This window comes from Bacteroides sp. 14(A), assembly GCF_000526555.1.
GTDB lineage: Bacteria > Bacteroidota > Bacteroidia > Bacteroidales > Bacteroidaceae > Bacteroides > Bacteroides cellulosilyticus.
Genome location: NZ_JAGH01000004.1, coordinates 818,410 through 839,753, shown reverse-complemented (window position 1 = coordinate 839,753; position 21,344 = coordinate 818,410). Strand labels below are relative to the sequence as shown.

The 21,344-nt window shown below is 39.8% G+C and carries 22 protein-coding genes; 20 read left to right on the top strand and 2 right to left on the bottom strand.

All coding sequences use genetic code 11. The annotated features are described in order from the left end of the window. Positions 1-5 precede the first annotated feature (5 nt). The 13 genes from K429_RS0122585 (at position 6) to K429_RS0122525 (ending at position 11,202) form a co-directional block, all read left to right on the top strand. Entirely contained in the window at positions 6-1,199 is a 1,194-nt protein-coding gene (locus K429_RS0122585; RefSeq protein ID WP_029328161.1) for a major capsid protein, read from the top strand. 12 nt (positions 1,200-1,211) lie between these two features. After that, positions 1,212-1,610: a hypothetical protein gene (locus K429_RS0122580; protein WP_029327667.1), complete on the top strand. Its 399-nt coding sequence runs from the start codon at positions 1,212-1,214 to the stop codon at positions 1,608-1,610. Further along, the gene (locus K429_RS0122575) at positions 1,598-1,924 is read left to right on the top strand and encodes a hypothetical protein (protein WP_029328160.1); all 327 of its coding nucleotides are present in this window, start codon (positions 1,598-1,600) and stop codon (positions 1,922-1,924) included. The genes K429_RS0122580 and K429_RS0122575 overlap by 13 nt, the downstream gene beginning before the upstream one ends. 4 nt (positions 1,925-1,928) lie before the next feature. Then, positions 1,929-2,471, top strand: a complete 543-nt coding sequence (locus tag K429_RS0122570) for a hypothetical protein (RefSeq protein ID WP_029328159.1) — start codon at positions 1,929-1,931, stop codon at positions 2,469-2,471. 9 nt (positions 2,472-2,480) lie between these two features. Continuing rightward, positions 2,481-2,885 carry a hypothetical protein gene (locus K429_RS0122565; RefSeq protein ID WP_155923441.1) on the top strand — a complete coding sequence of 135 codons (405 nt, stop codon included), beginning with the start codon at positions 2,481-2,483 and terminating at the stop codon, positions 2,883-2,885. A 21-nt stretch (positions 2,886-2,906) separates the two neighbouring features. After that, on the top strand, positions 2,907-3,509 hold the full coding sequence (locus K429_RS0122560; protein ID WP_029328158.1) for a hypothetical protein: 603 nt from the start codon (positions 2,907-2,909) through the stop codon (positions 3,507-3,509). Positions 3,510-3,595: 86 nt separating this feature from the next. After that, a complete protein-coding gene (locus tag K429_RS0122555) occupies positions 3,596-4,087 on the top strand; it encodes a hypothetical protein (RefSeq protein ID WP_029328157.1) in 492 nt (163 codons plus the stop codon). A gap of 29 nt (positions 4,088-4,116) precedes the next feature. Then, entirely contained in the window at positions 4,117-4,362 is a 246-nt protein-coding gene (locus tag K429_RS0122550) for a hypothetical protein (RefSeq protein ID WP_029328156.1), read from the top strand. Positions 4,363-4,421: 59 nt separating this feature from the next. Next, positions 4,422-9,695, top strand: coding sequence for a tape measure protein (locus K429_RS0122545; protein ID WP_155923461.1), 5,274 nt, complete (start codon positions 4,422-4,424; stop codon positions 9,693-9,695). Between the two features lie 2 nt (positions 9,696-9,697). Continuing rightward, positions 9,698-10,207 (top strand): hypothetical protein, encoded by a 510-nt coding sequence (locus tag K429_RS0122540; protein WP_029328153.1) that lies wholly within the window; start codon positions 9,698-9,700, stop codon positions 10,205-10,207. A gap of 80 nt (positions 10,208-10,287) precedes the next feature. Continuing rightward, on the top strand, positions 10,288-10,551 hold the full coding sequence (locus K429_RS0122535) for a hypothetical protein (protein ID WP_029328152.1): 264 nt from the start codon (positions 10,288-10,290) through the stop codon (positions 10,549-10,551). Further along, the gene (locus K429_RS0122530; protein WP_029328151.1) at positions 10,548-10,817 is read left to right on the top strand and encodes a hypothetical protein; all 270 of its coding nucleotides are present in this window, start codon (positions 10,548-10,550) and stop codon (positions 10,815-10,817) included. Before K429_RS0122535 ends, K429_RS0122530 begins: the two co-directional genes overlap by 4 nt. Further along, the gene (locus tag K429_RS0122525) at positions 10,810-11,202 is read left to right on the top strand and encodes a hypothetical protein (RefSeq protein ID WP_029328149.1); all 393 of its coding nucleotides are present in this window, start codon (positions 10,810-10,812) and stop codon (positions 11,200-11,202) included. Before K429_RS0122530 ends, K429_RS0122525 begins: the two co-directional genes overlap by 8 nt. A gap of 404 nt (positions 11,203-11,606) precedes the next feature. Here the strand turns inward: K429_RS0122525 and K429_RS0122520 are convergent, their stop codons facing one another. Next, positions 11,607-11,969 carry a trypco2 family protein gene (locus K429_RS0122520; protein WP_029328147.1) on the bottom strand — a complete coding sequence of 121 codons (363 nt, stop codon included), beginning with the start codon at positions 11,967-11,969 and terminating at the stop codon, positions 11,607-11,609. A 136-nt stretch (positions 11,970-12,105) separates the two neighbouring features. Between K429_RS0122520 and K429_RS29540 the strand changes: the two genes are divergently transcribed. Further along, positions 12,106-12,555, top strand: coding sequence for a hypothetical protein (locus K429_RS29540; protein ID WP_029328145.1), 450 nt, complete (start codon positions 12,106-12,108; stop codon positions 12,553-12,555). Positions 12,556-12,803: 248 nt separating this feature from the next. On the opposite strand, the gene K429_RS31205 is transcribed toward K429_RS29540, so the two are convergent. After that, positions 12,804-12,935, bottom strand: coding sequence for a hypothetical protein (locus K429_RS31205; RefSeq protein ID WP_255347659.1), 132 nt, complete (start codon positions 12,933-12,935; stop codon positions 12,804-12,806). A gap of 390 nt (positions 12,936-13,325) precedes the next feature. Here K429_RS31205 and K429_RS31025 point away from each other — a divergent pair, with 390 nt between their 5' ends. The 6 genes from K429_RS31025 to K429_RS0122475 all read left to right on the top strand — a co-directional run bounded on the left by K429_RS31025 (position 13,326) and on the right by K429_RS0122475 (position 21,343). Then, entirely contained in the window at positions 13,326-14,045 is a 720-nt protein-coding gene (locus K429_RS31025) for a hypothetical protein (protein WP_081750926.1), read from the top strand. Positions 14,046-14,443: 398 nt separating this feature from the next. Then, complete coding sequence (locus K429_RS0122495; RefSeq protein WP_029328144.1) at positions 14,444-15,277, top strand: phage antirepressor KilAC domain-containing protein; 834 nt, start codon at positions 14,444-14,446, stop codon at positions 15,275-15,277. Positions 15,278-15,368: 91 nt separating this feature from the next. Next, on the top strand, positions 15,369-15,545 hold the full coding sequence (locus K429_RS30455; protein WP_155923460.1) for a hypothetical protein: 177 nt from the start codon (positions 15,369-15,371) through the stop codon (positions 15,543-15,545). 167 nt (positions 15,546-15,712) lie between these two features. Next, complete coding sequence (locus K429_RS0122485; protein WP_029328143.1) at positions 15,713-16,225, top strand: hypothetical protein; 513 nt, start codon at positions 15,713-15,715, stop codon at positions 16,223-16,225. 4 nt (positions 16,226-16,229) lie between these two features. After that, positions 16,230-18,407 (top strand): hypothetical protein, encoded by a 2,178-nt coding sequence (locus K429_RS0122480; protein ID WP_029328142.1) that lies wholly within the window; start codon positions 16,230-16,232, stop codon positions 18,405-18,407. Positions 18,408-18,424: 17 nt separating this feature from the next. Next, positions 18,425-21,343: a hypothetical protein gene (locus K429_RS0122475; protein ID WP_029328140.1), complete on the top strand. Its 2,919-nt coding sequence runs from the start codon at positions 18,425-18,427 to the stop codon at positions 21,341-21,343. Position 21,344: the final 1 nt, after the last annotated feature.

Genomic DNA, 21,344 nt, shown 5'->3' with positions numbered 1-21,344 from the left:
AACAGATGAGAACAAATGTGAAGAACTATTATGATCTACTGACTTTCGGACTTGGAAACGCTCAGTTTCAAAGTTTCGTAGACCGTTTCAATGATAAGTACAATGTGCTTAATGTGGACGGTTTTGACTGGGATAATGAAATCCAGCTTGATTATACCTATGAACAGCTAATCAGTTCACTTAATATCGCAACGTTACCCGTATATGTTGATGAAGCTTCCGAAGGACTTGACAAAAGTTTCGGCAAATTCAACATCGGTTCAAACAAGATTCCTACCCAGAAGCACCGTTATCCAATCAGTGCCAAGATGTTACGCGAGCAGATGATAATGATCCAACGTTTTGGAGAAGCTGCTATGACGCAAGGAGCTAGAGATTCTATCCGAAATCTTATGTTTGACAGTACGGACAAGCTGCTTGCGGGTAACAGAAATGCGTTGACACATCAACGTATGCGTATCGTTTCCAAAGGACAGTTTACCATTGACTTGGAGAATAATCCGAGAGGCTTGAAGGGACTTACCTTTGACTTTGGTGTACCTTCTGCAAACAAGGAAACTCTTACGGGTACAGCAAGATGGTGGACCACCTCTGACCATTTGCCTGCAAACGAAGGCTCTACTTCCGATCCTATCCTGTTCTTAAAGAACAAGAGAAAAGCGATGAGAAAGCTCGGATTCCCTAATGGGCATTTTGAAATAGCCAGTGATCTTTGGGATGATTTATTGACTCACACTAAGGTACTGTCACGTATCGGATTGTCCTTATATCCGCAAGCGGCCAGTGCTACCAAGCCTGATACTGTAGGTGCACAATATGCACAGAACATGAGTGATGAAGCCAAAAAATCGGCTTTCGAAGCTTTGGTGGGTTGTCCTATCGTTCCGAGAGACAGCATTGCGGCTGTAGAGAAATTCGACGAAGACGCAAAAGAAATCAAGCCTGTTAATATCGAGAATTTCGATCCGTTGAATGTATCATTCGTACCGGACGGTCAATTGGGTACTATTAAGGCCGTACAGCCGATTGTACTTGCTGATGACCCAACGGAGAGAATCGCATGGTTTGACGGAGGCCGTACGCTGTTGACACAGAGATACGAGAGCAAGACAAGAACGATGTACATAGAGAGCGAAATGGCGGTCCTTTGTGTTCCGCAGATGCCGCAGTATATGTGTATCTATACTGTTACAGCTTAAAGGCAAAGTGAAATGAATGATAATTCTCAAAATACAGTAGTACTTGACACAACCATTGAAGGTTATCTCCGTGGTTGTGTCGGGTTTGATGTAGACGATAGCGCTATAAGCACTATACTAATAGACCGTGGCCTCCTTCCGGGTACAGATGTGACGGAACTTGACAAACGGACAAAAGAGTTGTGCAAAGCTGACCTTTATATGTGGTGCGCAAGCACTCCAAGCGTGAAGGGAAGCATAGAGGATAGCCATGGCGTTTGGAAACATAAGGAAGGTGGAACGCAGAGTTCCGCATTCGACAAACGAAACCTTCGCGCAATGGCTAACGACATCTACAAGCGGTATGGAGAGAATACTACAGGTTCAACTATCAGAATGACTGCAAGGGGGATGAGGATATGGCGAAAGTAAATAATCCAAGCTTTCCGCATACGTGCAAGATTTACCGGATGGAGGGAGAAACTTCTTTCAATGACGGGAATGAAATGGTTTTGTACGAGGGTAAGTGTATGAAGTATGGAAGCAACAGTCTTCGTACTTTCAAGACTGATAATGTGCTGAAAGGTGATTACGCTGTGGACGTTCCAGGTTTGATACTTGGAGTGAATAAAGGTGACTTTATAGACTTTACGGATTACAGCGGTACATTTACGAAAAACGTTATATCTGACCTTGCCCCGTCTGAAATGGGAAGTACGTTTTATTTCAATATGGCTAGCAACTAAGGATATGGGAACGAACACGAAAGCTCTGAATGAAGGATTCAAGACGTTCAAGAAACTGATGGACACACAGATGATGGACGTTCTGACGAATGCTTCTTACAAGTTACTTGTGGACGCAGAGTTTTCAAAGGAGTTTCAAAACCTTACAGGAAACACTATCACTTCTTACATGGTAGGTATTTTCAAGAAAGGAAAACTGGCAAGAACGATTGCATTGAAAGATATGGATCATCTTCCTAATCCTACCCGAAGGAAATTGAGCTACAAAAAGGATGGTGTTGCGATTGTGGAGGAATACATGACAGGAAGAGAAAGGATTGTAAGGCTGAAAGATGTGGTTGAAACAGACAAGATGTATGGATATACCACAGCCAAGAGGTTTCTTACGACTTACAAACCGGAAGTCTATAAGGGTTACGGTATAGTAATATGTACAGGAACTGAGTATTCCGATTTTCTGGAAGACATGTATGGCTTGAATGTTCTGACCGAGACCTTTCAAATTTCTCCGAGGGTTCTGGCCCAAAGTTTAAGACCGATAGAATAAATGGCACACGTGACGAGATACTATATAAGCGATATTCTTAAAGATGTCTGTGCTAACGTAACGGACGTGAGCAGGAATGTATTTCCTGAACACAGGCCCGCTACCCAGAAACAGATGGAAGATATGGTAGTGGTTTCGTTTCCTGTTTCGTGGGACGATCAGAACGCATACCAGAGTACTACAATGCGGTTTGAGTTGATGGCTAGAAACAGGGCAAACGGTGTAGCTTACACAAAGCGGTTGCAGGAAATGGCGGACGTTCTCATGGAGAAGTTTCCCATGAAAGGCGGAAGGTATTCGGTGACGAAGCCTCGCGTGGTTATGAAAGGAGATGACGGGCTGGGCTTTACAGTCTGGTTCGTTCAGGCAAAACTGATAGTGAACACAACGGATAGTTATACAAATGAATTATAAAAAATTATAGGAGAAAATAATATGGCAGGAATGACTATTACAGACAAACTTTCATCTCTTGAAACTTTGTTTAATGACATTGAAGAGGTTTATTACAAAAGTACCGAAATAAAATCCACCGACCTTGCGGCTTCTGCTCTGACTGTGGACATGGAGCTTCCAGTGCTGGAAGACGGTATTTCCTTTGACACAGGAGCTGCTGACGTGACAGAGATTAAATTGACAACGGGAAGAATATGGACTTCAAAGGCTGTAAAAGGCGACAGTGACATCTCTTTGCAAATAGCCTCCGTAGCGGGAAAAATAAATGAATTGCTCATGGGTACTGTAAAGACCGCTGCGGGTGCGGATGTTTCAGTTAATGCCGCTTCCGGTCTAATTGACGGAAGTACTTATAAAGGCAAGGGATATAGTATGAATCCCAAAAAGGTTTTGGGTTCTCTCATATTCCCAAGCAATGATAGAAGCACTATAATCATACTTCCTAAAGTGGAAATGTATTCTTCACTGGTTGCCGCTGACGGTGATAACCCTGCATACTTCAATGTGACCGTAACACCCAAAGCAAATTCGGAAGAAGTGGAAATATTCATTTTGGAGAAGACTGAAGATTCCGAGGGATAAAGAGTACCTATTTCATGTGATTGAATATCTGTTTAAAGGCGGTGGCGTATGTGTGCCGCCGCCTTTCTTCTTTTAAAAATTTATTTATGGCAAAGAAAAAGACAGTGGAAGAAGCCACTACAGAGCAGGAAAAAGCTCTGAATTCAATTGTTGAGAACAAGAAAGACATAGTAAAGATAAGGGGCAGAAAATTCAGTATAAGCTGGATGAGAAACCGTACCAGGCGTAAAGTGACGGACATTCTTTTGGAAGAAAAAGAAGAAGACAAGGTTTCGGCAAAGTGCGCTGCTGCATTGGTGTTGAATGGATATTTCAAAATAAAATTTTTCTATTGGCTCTTATGGCGGTGGTTCTATTACGTAAAGCAGTACAGCGATAAGGAGCTTCTTCCGCTTGTGGATATGTGTAAAAAAAAAGCACAACTGGAAGACTATTTCTTGATTACAATATATCTGACCGAGATGAGGGACACGATAAAGTCGATGACGAGGGAGGAAGTAAATCGTATCCGTCAAGAGAGTTTTATGGCGCAGCGTGGGCAATCGGGGAAAAGCACCCCTGTCTCACCGAACCCCTAAGGCTGTTCTGGGGGCTTTGGACTGTGCCGATGTGGGGGTATTATGATGCTTATACAGCGGCACAGATTGAGCTTATGGCTTGTGACTGCCCAATAACGGTGTACGGGAATGGCAGAAGCAAGGGTAAGGATAAAGGTAAACATGGAGATAACTTCAAGCGGGCTGACGCTTTGGACGTGATGGTACGTGCGGAGAAGTGGGAAGAGAAGTACGGCAAAAATGGTGCGGGCGTAACGCTTGATTTGAGTGGTTTTAAGTTGGGCAATAAAATATAGGAGGAAGCACAGAGATGGCAAATTTGGGTTCATTGTTTTACTCGTTGTATCTGAAGGATATGACGGATGCTGATATATCCAAGATAAAGGCTAAGCTGGAAGAGAAGCTGAACATAAAGATAGGCGTTGACGTGAGTGAAAAAGCGGTTGACGAGGTTCTGAACAAAATTAGAGAGAAAGGAAGGTCAATCAAGGTTGATGTAGCTACAAGTTCAGGAACTGGTGGAAAGGCACAGATTATATCGGATAAAGATATTTTGCGCAAGAGTATATCTAATGCTTTGAGTGAAGAGACTTTCAAGATTGATGTGGTGGTGGACAAAGCCAAGGTTGCCGATGAGGTAAGAAAGGCTCTTGCGAATGCTAACATAAATCAGCCGACAAGCGCAAGTGATCTACGGGCACAAAGGGCATTGGAAATACAACAACGGATGGCTATAAGGGCAGCCCAAGAGCAAGAAAGGCTGGCTAAAGCACAACAGGCTCAACAGCGAGCTTCCGAAAAGGCTCAGCAGCAAGCGCAGAAGGCTCAGCAGGCGGCTGACAATAGGCGCATAAACGACTTGGTACGTATAACTTCGGCTATACAAAGAGCCGATAATGCCATGCAAAGGCTTTCTCTCCACTCTAAGATAGGCGGGATTGCAGGGCCAAAGACTGAACAAGGTATTGAACAGCTTAGGCAATATATACATATGTTGGAGAGAGCCAAGTCTTCAAGTGCAGGTATGACAAATGCCTTGAACTCCATAAGAAGCGGAAATCTCACAGCTGTTATCAACCAAGCAAACAGGCTTGCGACCGAGCAAGGTAAGCTTAATGCAGAAAAGAACAGGGCCTTGGCTCTTGAAACAAGGCATAAGGCTGCGCTAGATAAAACTAATGCGAGTCTGAAATCTCAGGACGGCATTGTAAGAAGTTTTCAGGGACAGATAGCAAATACGTACTCCATTTATACGTTGGAAAGGTTTGCTACTCAGTTAATCGAGATTGGAGGTGAGTTCCAGAAGCAGCATATAGCGTTGCAGTCCATTCTTGGTGATGGGGCCAAAGCTGATGCAATGTTCTCAAAGATTAAGAATCTGGCTATTGAAAGTCCGTTCACTTTCCAGCAACTTGCTGGATATACCAAGCAGTTGGCGGCTTTCCAGATACCTTATGAAGAGCTTTATGATACCACTAAGAGATTAGCGGATGTTTCAGCCGGGCTTGGTGTGGATATGGGGCGTATCATACTTGCTTATGGGCAGGTACGTAGTGCGGCTTTTCTCCGTGGGCAGGAAGTAAGACAGTTTACGGAGGCTGGAATTCCGTTGCTGGATGAATTGGCAAAGAAGTTCTCTCAACTTGAAAACCGTGTTGTTAGTGTCGGTGAGGTATTCGACAAGATAAGCAACCGAGAAGTTCCGTTTGAGATGGTTAAGGAGGTTTTTACCGATCTGACTAATGAGGGTGGAAAGTTCTATAATATGCAGGCTAAGTTATCTGACAGTCTTTCCGGTAAGCTTGCAAAGTTGAAGGATGCCTATCAGATTATGCTTGCTGACATTGCGCAGGCGAACAATAGTTTGCTGGGTGGTAGCGTTGACATGGTTAGGATACTTACGGAACATTGGAAAGAGTTGCTTCCGGTGCTCACGGGAGTTATAGGGGCTTACGGAGCTTATAGAACGGCTATATTGCTTGTGAATGCCGCTCAAAAATCCTCTTTTGCCATACAACAAATGCAGGCTTATTATACATTCTTGAATAAAGGAATAAAAGTTACTAAGGCAGCGGCTGTTGCACAATGGGCTTTAAATTCTGCAATGTCGGCTAATCCTTACACTATTGCCGCTGTGGCAATAGGTGCTCTAATAGGAGGTCTCTTATATTTAGCAAACGCAGAAACAACAGCCGAAAAGGCGGTAAGGCTTCATAGAGAAGAACAAGAAAGATTTAATAATGTTCTTGATGAAAGGAAATCAAAGATTGATAGGCTTATACGAGTTATTCAAGATGAAACGGAAACAGAATATGCGCAAATATCAGCATACGAACAACTGAAATCATTATCCCCCGCCTTGACAAATGCCTATACTCGTGAAGAATTAGCTGTTGCCTCTCTTACTGAGGCAAACAAGAAACTCAATGAGGAAAGAGATAAATTAACTTACGAACATATTATTTCGGAGATTGATAGGGTAAAAAAAGCAATGGGAGAATACATGCATCCAAAAGGGATAAGTGGTATTACTCTATCGGAATATCTATCTTATCAAAAGGAGTTAGAGGAATTAAATAAACAGCTTGAAGAATATATTCGCCTTAAAAAACAGGCAGAAGAAAATATTAAATCTGCTGAAACACGGTTGATTGAAGCAAAGAGTAGCCGTGAGCAAATTCTTCAGGAATTTAATGCGGCTAAGTTGGTCTTGGAGAAAGAACAAGAAAAACTTAAAAAATCTGCATTTTATGTTATCCCTATTGATGTGCAGATAAGATTTAATAATGCACAAAACGCATTGAAGGATATAAATAATAAAATCGCTAGTTTACTTTCTGGTGGAAGTATAACTGTTAAAAATAAATCGCATTGGGAAAGAATAAAGAAAGAAGCCGAAGAAGCAAGAGACGCTCTTGATGTGTCTTTAGTTGGGAGTGAAAGATGGAACAAACTTACAGAGACAATTAAAAATGCACAAAGAGAAATAGAAAAATTTTCTGATAAAGAAAGAAATAAAGATTATATAGCCGAATTATGGAAAAATCGTATAGATTTAATAGACAAAGCCCTTTCCTCTTATAAGGAATGGAGCAAATTAGAAGGAAAGGATGCCGCTGCAAACAGGGTAAAAAGTAACAAAGAGTTTGGCGGCTTGTTTACGGGTGCATACGGATTTAAACTTGATCTTGAAAACCCTAATAACGTTTGGAAATACATTCAAGGACAGCTTAGTAACACTGAAAAACAGAAAGAATTGTCACTTTCCGTTGGAGTTAAGTTAGATAAGAATGAACAAGAAAACCTAAAAAAAGAAGTTGACAATATTCTGAAAAATATTCAGAAGAGCATTGATGATACTACAAGGAAGTGGGACTTATTTAAATCCATACGAGAAAAAACGGGGAATAAAAAGTTTGCTATGCAGCTTGCTTTCGGTGAACTTAATGTTGGTGAAACAGATATGCTGAAAGGCTTCCGTGAGGAGATTGAAAAAGGCATAGAAGGAAAAGGGATATCTTTTGAGGATGTTCTGAAAATGGATGAAGCATCAATGAAAGATGCTGGCATTTCGTCGATAGAGCCATACGTGAAAGCCTACAATGATGGTATGATGCAGCTAAGAAAAGATACGGCTGATAACTTGGCTGAACTTGTGAGCAAATATCGTGACTATGCCACACAAGTGACGGAAATTGAAAACAAGTTGAATGATGATTTATCTGAGATAGAGAATAATCGCCATAAATTTGAATCCAGTGGTGTAGATGTTGACAAGATGATTGCCGAGCGTAAGAAGCAGGCTGATGAGGAGATAGGAAGCGTAGCTTTTGAACAGTTTAAAGAGTCTTCCGATTGGGTAAGCATATTCGATGATTTGGATAGGGTTTCAAATGCGACTCTTGATGACATGATTGATAAGGTAGAAAAGTTCGCTGCTTCCCAAAAATTTTCTGTGGAAGAGACAAAGGAACTTGTGGAAGCCCTTCGGAAACTAAGGAGTGAGCAGACAGAGCGTAATCCATTCAGGGCGTTAGGAGAATCTTTCACGAATATCAAAAACGCAAGGAATGCATTGAAGAACGCAAAAACAGATGCAGGAAGGGAGAGCGCAAATAATCAGCTTAAAGCAGCAGAAGCAGAACAGGCGGATGCAATACAAGGCGTAATAAGTAAATTTGATGCTTTAGCAGATGCTGCCGACTTCCTTGGTGGTGTGTTTGAAAACCTTGGACTTGGCTCAGGTCTTTCCGATGCAGCAGGAGTTATGGGAAGTGCGGTTGGCGGTGCTTCAACAATGCAGGGAATAACTTCCGCCTTGGGAGCGGCAGGGCCTTGGGGAGCCGCAGCCGGTGCGGCTTTAGGTCTAATAAGCGGAATTGCCCAGATTCACGATAAGAAGTTAGACAAGGCTATAGAACGAAGTAAACAGCGTGTAGAGGACTTAAAGGCTGCATATGATAATCTGAATGATTCTGTAGAAAGATTTGGAGGTACAGGCACAAGAGCGGTTGAGCAACAACTTGCTCTGTACGAACAATTGAATGAACAGGTACAGAGGAGTGGAAGTTCTTTAAGTACAAGTTATTCTACCGTATATGAGGTGCTGAAAAATAGTGGTAGATATGCGGAGCACTTGAAAGAACAGATAAAAGAGGGAGAGCTTACAGCCCAAAAAATATCCAAGTTTTTCGGAACAAACATTAAACTTTTCTCCGTAGAAGCTGATAAAGAGGTTCTGAAAGCACTTGAAGATGTAGGCATAGGCGGAACAGATGCGTTGCAAGCATATCAAGCTCAATATATTTCACTCGTGGCACAACGAAGGGAACTTGAAGGGCAGCTCCGTGACGAAGAAAGCAAAAAGAAATCGGATAGTGGAAAAATTGCTGATTATCAACAACAGATAAATGAATTAAATGGTCAGATACGTTACTTTATCGAGGATTTGGCGAAAGAGTTGTATGCAATAGACTTTGACGGATGGGCTGGTCAACTTAGCGATGCGCTTGTTAATGCTTTTGCTAATGGAGAAGATGCGGCTGAAGCTTTTGACAAAGCGGTCAACAATATAATGAAAGATGTAGCTAATTCCATCCTGAAGAATATGGTTATCGCTCCGATGATGGAAAAGCTACAAAAGAAGCTGTTTGGCGATGAAAACGGTAAAGGAGGTGTATTTGAGAACTTTGAAGACTTAAACAACAATACAGAGCTTGCCGCTTCAACTATAAAGAACTTTTTTGATACGGAAGGAAATGCAATGCTTGAAGCATCAGATAAATTTCTTGAAGCATTTAATAAGGCTACTGGAGGTGCATTGACAGCTACAGGAGATGGCGACACTTCCGGTCTGTCAAAAGACATACAAAGAGTTACGGAAGATACTGCTGACTTGCTCGGATCATACTTGAATGCCATACGGCAGGACGTTAGTGTAAAACGTATGTTGCAGGAAAAGTTTTTCAATGAGGAGTTTCCTAAAATGAATGCAATAGCGCAGGCACAGTTGCAACAACTGAATGCGATAGCGAGAAATACGGAAAGAAATGCACAGTTTGCAGAGGAAATACGGGATATGTTTAATCGAATAATAGATAAAGGGTCTGGCAGACTTAAAGTATTGTAATTATGAACGAACTAAATAAAAAACTTAGAGACCGGGCAATAGAGCTTGGTCTCTGCCAACAATGGCAGGGTGAATGGGAGAAAGATCGTACCCAAGACGAACTGATTAAGATGTGGAAGAAAGGAAGTGATTTCTGTTTTGAAAAACACGACTTTCCAAACAAGGAGTTTATTAAAGCCTACTTTGATAGGAAAATATTGAATGACAACCTTGTATTCGTGGATGAGGTTGTGAATGTGGTAAATGGTGGCAACGGTACTTGGGTATTAAACGGCAAATGCACCGGTAATATCTCTTTTGGTGGGTTTGCGGCTGCAAGATTATATGTAAGACACGATTGTGATGTTTCGATAGAGGTTTCGGGAATGTCTAAGGTGTTCGTGTCGGTTTATAATAATGCAAAGGTGAACGTGAAGCAAAGTGATAGTGCAAAGGCGTATGTGTACAAAAAAAGTTCCGATTGCATGATAAATGCGAATGGAGAAGTTATGGTGAGGGACAGAAACAATTAACACCAGTTTTATTTATATTGTCTATGAAATATTAGATTTTATATATATTATTGCTATATTTGCGGAAAAGATGCGAGAGTATGAGTAACGAAGGACTAAATTCCCGTGAAAGGAAAGAACTTGAATTACGTAGGCAGTGCAATGAATTTATTATTCAGCTTGAAACCATTATATCTGAAACGCATGATTTGATGTTTTGGAGGGCTGACAATGAATTGGAAACAGAGGAAAGGGTAGATGAAAGGCTGGAAGCCATAAAAAGCATGAATACCAGCCTTCGTAATTTGACAAAGCCTATCCGAGACCTTGACATCTTTTCATGGCGGAGAGGATTGATTTCATGAAAGGTATAGTCGGAAATAATGTCTGTATTGTATGGACTGACAGTTATGGGGTAACGTCAGGTTGGCAGGATATATCCGATTATCATGCTGAAAAATTATTAGTGGAAAGTTTCGGGAAGATAATATATGAAGATGACAAAGTTATATCATTGGCTCATAATTTTGCGGAAGAAACAGATAATACGATAAAGCAAGCCAATGGTATAATGGTTATACCAAAGGCTTGCATTGAAAAAATATCGACCTTGTGTTTGTCCGATGAATAAAATTATAAGCATAGACATATATGACCGTGACGTAATGGTTCACTTCGGTGAAAAGAAATATCTGAAAGCTAAACTTTCAAAGATGTTTGGAAGTGAACAAGCTTCTGAAATTGTATCTATGATTAGTGGAGAAGAAAAAGGGAAAAGCCTTCTATTGCCGGGCGGTCAGATGATTCTATATATGCCTGATTTGCCGAAAGATATAAAAGGAATGTCTGTTTTGGCGCACGAAATATTTCATATAGCCAACTTTACGTTAGAAAAAGCAGGAATAAACTTAACCAATGATAGCGATGAAGCATATTCCTACTTAATAGAGTTTCTTACGAAAAAGATTTTAACGATACTTCCTATTTCTTTTTCGGGCGATGTTCGGTCTGTGTAGTGCTTGGATGCTTTTGGGCGTATTCTTCTGTAACGAACCGTCCAGTTTTAGAACTTCTGTTAAGTTCTACTGTTTTTGCTTTCTGTTTTTTCCCCATTATGATAAGGTTTTAAATATTGTGGCAATATTGCCTTTGTCGTTACCGCAAAGAGCATGCCACTTATAAATAGACGTTGTTTTTAAATTCGGCTGCAAATGTAGCCAATATTCCCCGGAACAGAAAGCCGGGGAATATTTAGAAAAAGAAAGGTGGCTTATGAAAAAGATTGTTGCATTTTTCAGACGGTGGTATTACAGAAGGATATTCTTTAAGTTGTATTACAACAGCGTATTCAAACAAGGGAAGGATCCGGAATACGCCGTGTGGAATGCGGCAGAAGGGGTGAATGCTATAAATAAGTGTTTTAATGAGTTTTTGCTCCGGGAGAAAGGACCTTCAACCGAGAAAAAGGGTAAATCAGAGGAATAGAGAATTTGATTTTAGACACATTGTCATCTGATGATTTGTTTTCGCTTCCTATTCCTCCGTTTACGATAGCCGAAATGACGTTTATCTTTCCTCCAGTTTCATTTGTGGAAGATGTTGATACGGATACTTCAAAGTCTATTTTTGAAACAGTCAAGAAACCATTTTCCGTTTTTACACCTTCCCTTGTGTCAATGTTTGTGGGAGATAATATAGCTCCATTGTCAAGTTCTTCTTGACACTCTTTTATGGCATTTGTAACATCAGCTACAACGCCTTTGATAAAATCCTTTAATTCCATATTCTCTTTAATTTAAGTTTAGCAATGCAAATATAGGGAATATGGATGAGGTTTTGCAGAAAGTAATTTACTTTCTTGGTTGGTTATTCTAGAATGTGTATTTTTGCGAAAGAATTAACTTTAAAAGTCTTATAGTATGAAATGTCCGAAATGTCATTCTACACAAATTTATATAGATAAAAGAGGATTTAAGACTGGGAGAGCCATTGCTGGTGGATTGATAACCGGTAATATTTTTGCTGCTGCTGCATCTGGTGGAATAGGGATGAATAAAATACAATGCACCTGCTTGAAGTGCGGATATAAATTTAAACCTAATGAGGCAGGAGGAGAATATTCTCAACGGGAAATTAATGAGTTTGAAAGCCATGTCATTAAGCGAGAAGAAGCAGAAAAGACGCACATGTATCGCTGCGATTGTGGGAAAGAATCTAGCTTGCCTATTGGATCGCCTGTCTGCCCTAGATGCGGAAGGAAAATGAATGATAGTCATAAATTTACTCCAAATAATAGAACAGGTTGTTTACCTATAGCCTTCCTTTCTATTTTGGTTTTAGTTAGTGCTGTATTTTCTATACTTCTATAGAATATATAGCATGTTATAAAACATGTTTGCTTTTTAAAATTGAATGCGTATCTTTGCAGTGAACGTTACAACATAAATTCTTGGGCAAAATAAAGCGAATACATTTTGTACAAGATATTGGGAAGCCCTTTATGGTGGCAGAAAGGAAACAATCTGCGACATCTATGCCCTGCGTATGTTGTGACGTTCACACCTACGAAGGGCTTCTTTTTATCACAATTCGTTAAAAAATGAACGTCACAACGAATTTAACTTTTCCTACCACCTACCAAAAGGCGGTAGTCTGCATCCTTCTCGAAGAGAAGAAGATGTTTCAACGTATCAAACGCAGAAGAGGAATTATACCTTTCTGTGCAGTGCTTATCCTCTATCTTTTCCATTTGTTTCTATATCCGTTTGTGAAACTTACAAAGAGGTTTTAACCAACGTTAATTCACTTGCTTATTTAGCCAAGTAGCAAAGATTTTAAAGGTGCAATATATCTGTCTAGAGTATATTGTACGCAACAATTGTATGCATTTTTACTTTGTTTGTTTGTTTCTTTGTTTGTTGTTTTAAACAGATAATCAATAAGTTAAAGTTTAAATCGTCTATTGTTTAATTAATTTTTGTTACCTAACTTAGCGAACGGAAACAACGTTGTTATTTACCCGCGTGGCTGCCGGTAAAAGCACTAAAGATATTTGCAGGGAGTTTTGAAATTGGATGTTGGCAGCCACATTAAACATCTAAATTTCATTTCTCCCTGCTTTCATTTTAAATAAACGGATATGAAAACGAATAAAGATATAAGCGAATTGGTTTTATCAAAGGAAAGTAGCGAAAGCGAAATCAGAGCGTATTTTAACGCAGTATTAAAATTGTCACAATCTGATAACGAGTTCCCTATCAATCTTGAAGAAGTATGGCCGTTGGTCTATTCCGAAAAGGGGAAGGCTGTAAGAGCTTTGACTTCAAATGAACAATTTATTGAAGGTGTTGATTACAAGTCGGTTGCCCAAAATGGCAAGCAAGATTGCAAGCAATTTCCCAAAAATGGGGAGCAAGATTCTATTAACGGCTGGGGAGGAAACAACAAAGTAGATTACTACCTTACTGTTGCTTGTATGGAATTCTTCATCGCTCGCAAAGTTCGCCCGGTATTTGATGTGTACCGTGAAGTATTCCATAAGGTAACAAAGCATCAGCTTTCCCGTAAGGAACTTCTTCTAATGGCATTACAGGCAGAAGAAGAGAAAGAGAGACTTGAAATAGAAAACAGGCAAAAGCAACAGCTTCTTGAACAGAAGACCGAACAACTTGATGAATCAAAAGAATGGTATTCTATCAAGCGTTGGGCAAAAGAGCATGGGATGAACTGGCGCTCTATTAATTGGAGAAAGATGAAAGCTTTGTCTTATGAGTTGGGATATGATATTAAGAAGGTGTTTGATGCCAACTACGGACAAGTCAATATCTATAATGTGAAAGTGTTTGAAGCATATCTATAATGGTGGGACTATAATTAGACCAGCAATATTAAATAAATCAGCTTGTTATATTCTTAAACAAGCAAGTGGTATCACAGCTCGGGCATGATGGTATGTTTATACGCCATGTATCGCATATGGAAGTAGAATGTATCTAAATTACATCGTATAATAAAGTTTTTTATGTCCGTTTATGTCCGTTTATGTCCCAATACAGCCCAATATTTTAAAGTGCTTTTTAGGGCTATTGCAGAGGTCTATTTTGTCCTATAACTTTGCTGTCAGAAGATAGCTATCAAAGTGCGTTACGTAGGAGTTGCGCATGGAGAACAAAAATATTTTATGGGGCATTTGCCGATTCCGTAAACTCCTACAATATACGGATAGGCATTTGCCCTTTCCTTTTTAAAAATAACGTCATGGATATACAGATATTTGAATATAATGGAAATAGCATATCTTTCGGTAAGGAAGGTAATGTAATGGTGAACGCTACAGAGATGGCAAAAGCATTTGGGAAATTAGTTGGTAATTGGCTTCGCTTAAAAACAACCACTGAGTTTGTAGATGCACTTTCAACCGATATTCAGATTCCCATATCGGCACTAATTCAAGTAGTTAAGGGAGGTAATGGAGAACAAGGCACTTGGATGCACGAAGATGTTGCCCTTGAATTTGCTCGTTGGTTATCCCCTACATTTGCTATATGGTGTAACAAACGTATCAAAGAACTTCTTCAATACGGTATGACCGCCACTCAGCCAACTTTGGAGCAAATGATTAACAACCCCGATCTTGTTATCAGCCTTGCCACGCAACTGAAAAATGAACGTGAGGAAAAGCAACGCTTGCAATCCCAAGCCGAACAGCAGCAAGTTACCATTGAATTGCAGGAGAATGAAATAAAGAAATCAGCTCCAAAAGTGAATTATTACGATGAAACGCTGCAATCGGTAAATACTATGACTACTACACAAGTTGCAAAAGAGATAGGAATGGAAGCGTTTACGCTAAATAAGATTCTGAAAGAGAAAGGGATTATTTATAAGCAATCCGGTCAGTGGATGTTTTGTACTCCCTATTCAAGATGGGGACTTCATTCCACAAGAACACAAACTTTCACCCGTTCTGACGGTAGTATAGGTACAAGTGTATATACAGTGTGGACGCAGAAAGGAAGAAGGCTGGTTCATGCTTTATATGATAATAATTGGAACATTAGGAAAGCTGTAAAACAGATAAAAGGAGAATAGATAACACTATGTCAATTAGTTTTGCTCGCCTCATTTGTAAGGCGAGCAGACTTATTCCATACAACTCACTTATATTAAAAGAATTAACATTATGGAAAACAATATAGAAATACTGATAAGACAGAATAAAATTCTCATGAAGCAATTGTTGCGCTTATCCGAAGATTTGGAACTCGCCAACGAAAGAATAGACAAGCTGGAGAAGCCCAAGGAAGCAGAAGGTGAAAAAACAAAATGCTTACACATGCGGATATTGTCGCATATATAACAAGTATATTTACTTATATTTTCTATTATTTTGTAGATAATATAATAAAAATTGGTATATTTGCAATGAAGTATCAATTCATTTAATATACCATAAAGCCATAAGAGCTTGAAATAGGGCAACATAAGCTGTTGTACCCGTTTCAGGCTCTTTTTTTATTAAAGTAAATGAACGAACCATATTCCATATTATTCCAGAAGATGAAGTCGGACGCACCCGTTAAGGACTTTCTCGTTGATTTCGGGATGGTGTGTACGGATTTTCCGCTTTCTGCTCCGGGTGAAGTTAAAGACTTGCCTAAACGCGACTGGGCAGACGAAGATGGTGAAGACACATTTATTCCAGACACGTTACCTTTAAAAGCATATGACATTAAAATAAGCGTATGTTATGAGGGAGCGAAAGGAACGGCTATGGATAAATTGGAGATGTTGCTTGAGTATCTTACCGGAGCGGATAATTATGGCTCACGGTTGAAAATATACAATGCCATGACACGTACAGGAAGGCAGGATGTGTATTTGACTAAAATAAGCGATACGGAGTTGTGGCAAGGAGACAACAGTGAAATTCTTGAGTTTAATATGGAACTGCACGTATGCGATCCAAAAACAAGGATTATTCCAATTTATAATGCAGATGACAGTACAATTGTTGAAAATTTGGTTATAAGGAGTTGACTATATGGGTTGGATAGTATATAATAAAGACGGACAAACGCAACGATGTATTGTCAATAAATTAGAGTATAACGGAGAGTTCATGGGAGCTTGTTCCGTTAACATTACCGTTACGTCCGCATCTCCAATTGATTTTGAAATTGGAGACTATCTGATATACCGTGAAGAAAGGTTTGAAATAAACTACGACCCTACCGAATTGAAGCAGGCCGCCAAGAACACATATGGAGAGGCTTTCAAATACGAGAATATAGTTTTCAATTCTCTTGCAGATGAACTGACAAGGTGTAGGTTCCTAGATTATGTAGAAAGCGACAACTTAGTACATTATTCATCCTTGCCTGTTTTTAGCTTCTATGCAGAAAATATAAGCGCTTTGGCTGAAAGAATACAAGTCAATCTTGATAGAATATATAAAAATGAAAAGAAATGGACTGTAACAGTTCATCCTGAATACGTTAACATCTCAAATAAAAACATATCGGTCAATAACATAAATGTATGGAATGCTTTGGCTCTTGTCAACAGCGAGTTTGGCTCAAATTTTATCATAAGAGGACGAACTATAACTATAGGTACTTCCGGAATTGCAGTAGGGAATTTATTCAGTTATGGGAAAGGGAATGGGCTATATAGTATTCAGAAAACAGCAGAGACAGACCAAGATATTATTACCCGGCTACGCGCATATGGTAGTACTAGAAACATGCCTTTAAGGTATTATAATAAATTATCTAACAGCTCTTCTGATAATTACCTTCCTAACAACATGGCTGTAGATAACTTGATGCTACCGGATTTCCCAGAAAAAACGTTAGACCCTTATATAGACAGTCCCAATGTTAGCGAATTAGGTATTCGGGAAGGAAGCGTTTATTTTGACGGTTCAGGAGATTTGGAAGAGATATACCCTTCGATGGAAGGTATGACTGCGGGGCAATTAGAGGCCGCTGGAATTAATATATCGTTAGATGCGGGGGATAATGGCAATCTTGATGAGGTGGCCGATGCGGAACAACTGACGGATGATGGTACAATGGATGAAATAGAAGAAGATGAAAACATTCCTCCTTTTACCATTACATTAAAAGATATTGGTTTTGATATAAACGATTATCTAACATCTGAAACAGCCACCATTAGTATGAAAAATGGAATGTGTGGTGGACGTGAGTTTGAAATAACGAAATGTGAAAAACAAGGCAATAAGTATGTATTGACTTGCAACCGTGATTATGATGAAGGTTTAAAATTATATTTCCCCTACCAAGGTTACAATATAAAAAAAGGAGACAAGTTTGTATTGTTGAACATAGACATGCCGGATGTTTATATTCAAGCGAGTTCTCAAAAGCTTTTTTCTAAGGCAAAAGAATATCTTTCTAAGAATGATTATGTGCGATATTCTTATGAGCCTAAAGTTGATGAAATATTTATGGCACGTCATCCCGATCTGCACGATAGCATAAAGGAAGGAGATTTGATGCTATTTGAGGACGATGATTTAAATATTAACGGTAGCATTATCATTGACAGTCTTATAATAAAGGAAGGGTTTACACTTATTCCGACATACGATATTATCCTTCGCAATGATAAAGTAGTCGGGACATTAGAGAAAATACAAAACCAAATAGATTCAATTTCTGGTGGGCAAGGAGGTGGGGGACTTACAACGCAACAGATACAATCTATAATTAAATCTTTTGGAGATAAATTATTTCTTCGTAAGGACAAATCAGATTCCACTAATTATTTGCTAAGGTTATTAGGAGGTGCTACCATAGAAAAAGGGTTGGTGGTTCGAATCCCCAAACAGACACCAGCCACATCACAGAGTGGTATTGTCGAAGAGGATGAGAATTTAATCATTGAAGAAGATGAAGATGCAGTGATGGAAATAGCGGAATCCTCCGGAGAACTTTCTTTTGGAGAGCTTAGCAACGTTAATTCCTCTGTTGATACTGCTCCGGTAGGTTCTCTTCCGGTTAAGGGTGAAAATGAGTGGAGTTATGTGGCACCATCCTTGTTTTCGGGAAGCATAGATGAAGATAACATGCTTATTCCTGTCTTTGATAAGAGGATTCAACAAATGGTATTTGTGCCTATATCTGTTATTAAAGGTAGTGTAACACCTCCGTCATCCGGTTTCCCGTATACTTTCTCATTTGCATTGGTTTAACGTAAAAAATAAAAAATATGGCAAATATAAATATTCCTACTAAAAATACAGGCGATACACTTTCTGCCAGTGAATTTAACGAAGTAGTCAGCGCAGTGAATTCCAAACAGGATAGTATAGCAGGTAAAGGACTGTCAACGAATGACTATACCAATACGGAAAAGCAGAATCTGGCACAGCTCCTTACAAGAGTTGATTATCTTGAAGGGATATCGGGCGCTTCCGGTGGTATCTGGATTTCTGACGAAGAAAAAGTAATCGGTTCTTATTCATTCAAGGGAGAAGAACATGATATCTATTCTTGTACTGTATCATTATCTGAACCTCCTACTTCTGTAGGGGCCGAAAAGGAGTACACCGTAAGCGAATCCCCGTTGGGTAATAATATGTATTTAGCAGCTAAAAACATAACAGTCAAGGATACAGATGGTAAGTTTTATCCAGGAGCGATTGACGTTAGTCAGATGTATGTGACAGAAAATTTTGAGACAAAATTATCTGTGATATGTAAGTCAGCTTTGCCATCCGGTTCAACCTTGATGCTGACCCTTGAATATCTTAAACTTGCAGGAGAGATTATCGAATTTAGCATTGATCTTCCTTCCGGTGTTAGTGCGGATGATGTGAACCTAAATTTTGCGCCTTTGAAATATGACAAGCATTTCGCATTTACATATACAGCGGATGATTCCGTGGAGGGAGCCTATGCACGTATCTGGCGAAGAATTAATCAAAAATGGATTGATGATACTGAGTTTTTCCATCTTGGCAACACACCGACGACCGGCTATATACCTGAATATCCACTCGTATATACTGACGGCTGCGGTAATGATCGCCGTTTTGGTTTTAGCATTGCATTATGGCCAACGTGGGGTAACGAATATAATCCGGATGGGCTTATAAAGGACAGCAGTACTAACAGCATATATATAACCTGGAATGAGCTTGACTTGATAAAGGATTGGGGCGTTTCCATGCTCTACCACAATGTTGACGAAAGAGTATATGATAAGGATAATGCCGATGATATTGAAAAAGGCTTTGTGGCCGATTACAATAAGGTTCTGGAGAAAATAAACCGTCGCATGAAAATAATGGGACTCCCCGACGGTAATGCCGCCTACGTAACTGCGGCAGATAAATCCCCTTTAATTGATTTCTATCGCAGTTCATTACATCACCTGGAATTCATTTACCTGAAATCTACAGGTTCTTTATTCAAAAAAAGGACCTACGGCGGAACCAATTCTTCCGTTAATGATGTAAAGCTGGAAGAACTGGCTGAACAACATACAAGCGATAACCCCTACTGGGTAGGTATAACGACCCACCGCGTGGACCTTTCCCGGATAGAGCTATTGGAAACTATCTATTCATTATATGGAAAGGGTGGTGACGATAGCCTTTGGGTTGCTTCCTGGGATGAGGTCTACGAATATATACAGATGAGGTTGAATTCAATCGTTAAAAAAGTAGTAAGCGACAATACTGTCACATGGAAAATATTAGTTCCATTTTCTAAGAACTATTATTTTAAGGACTTGTCATTCCTGATATCAGGAACTACTTCCGTGGATGCGTTCACGGTTTCCGACAAGATATTCGGATATAGCTATGCGGCTCATGGTTCAGGAATGCTTGTAAATGTGAATTTCAACGAGTTGCTCCTGGATTGTGCTGAGAAATATACGTCAAAATTTGAAAGTACGTTATCCGAGGATGATAAGACTGATGCATATTATTTTGTAAATCAATTAAAAGATACTTTAAAAGCTCCGTTTGTCGCACGGTTATCCGCGAATGAGACCGCACCGGTTTTAAATTCGATATTAATCAATGATGGTGTAACGGTGACTTACGACCAATTGGTTTCTATAACTCTCAATATGACTGGCGGACTTACTCATTATAAAGTTGGAGAGACTGCCGATTTAACCGATGTATCCTGGATTGCCGGTACATCGAAGATTTTTTCTTATGAGCTTTCAGCCGGTTATGCATCTAAAACGATATATGTACAGGTTAAGAATGATTATGGAACGTCAGAAATCAAATCTTCCTCCATCTTGTATTCTGAACGTCCGGCCGTATCTTATACAGTAACAGGAAAGGCGAATAACGATGCGTACGGTACTGTGACACCAGCCGTTCAGGATGTTGCCGAGGGAGGCCAGGCAAGCGTTAACGCGCAGGCTAATGATGGCTATGTTATCGGTAGTTGGAGTGGCGCAGATACGAGTACCGGTGTAGGGACTACGAGCGGAACGGCGACCGTCAATAATGTTCAAGGCAATAAAACGATAACTTGTAATTTCCAGGAAGAAGGTGGAAGTGGCACTGCCGGAAAAACAATCGTTTCATTTGCTCAGCTTGCCAATAATATATCTTATGATACGGTTAATGGTGAGATTATAAATTACATGTCAATTGTACAAGGAACTAACTATACAACCAATATTCTGAAAGATTCCGGCGGAAACGAAGTAGGTAATTACTTAAAGAGAAGAGATGATTATCCAGGTGAGATAAATGTGGACCGGTCTGCTATTAATACAGATGTACGCCAACCTGATGTGGACGATAGCGGTGTATATCCCGCCAAGTATATTAGTCGGTATAATTCCGGTAGCAGTACCAGCTCCGGTTTAAAGGTCATGCTTCGATTCCAGGCATTTGCCGCAGGTACTTATAAAGTAAGAATATTGCCTTCTTGTGACAGGGATCTTCCGTCAGACCAATTTCCGTCGGTATTCTATTCGGCTAACAATGTGGAGGTAAATATAGACTTTAGCCCGTTGAATAACATGACTCAGTTCGTTGAAATTGATAACGTAACAGTTGGTAGCGATGGCTTATTGGATGTGTATTTCTGGAACACTTTAGGCGTGAACTATGTGCCTGGAGTTAATCTGATTGAAATAATAAAACTATAGT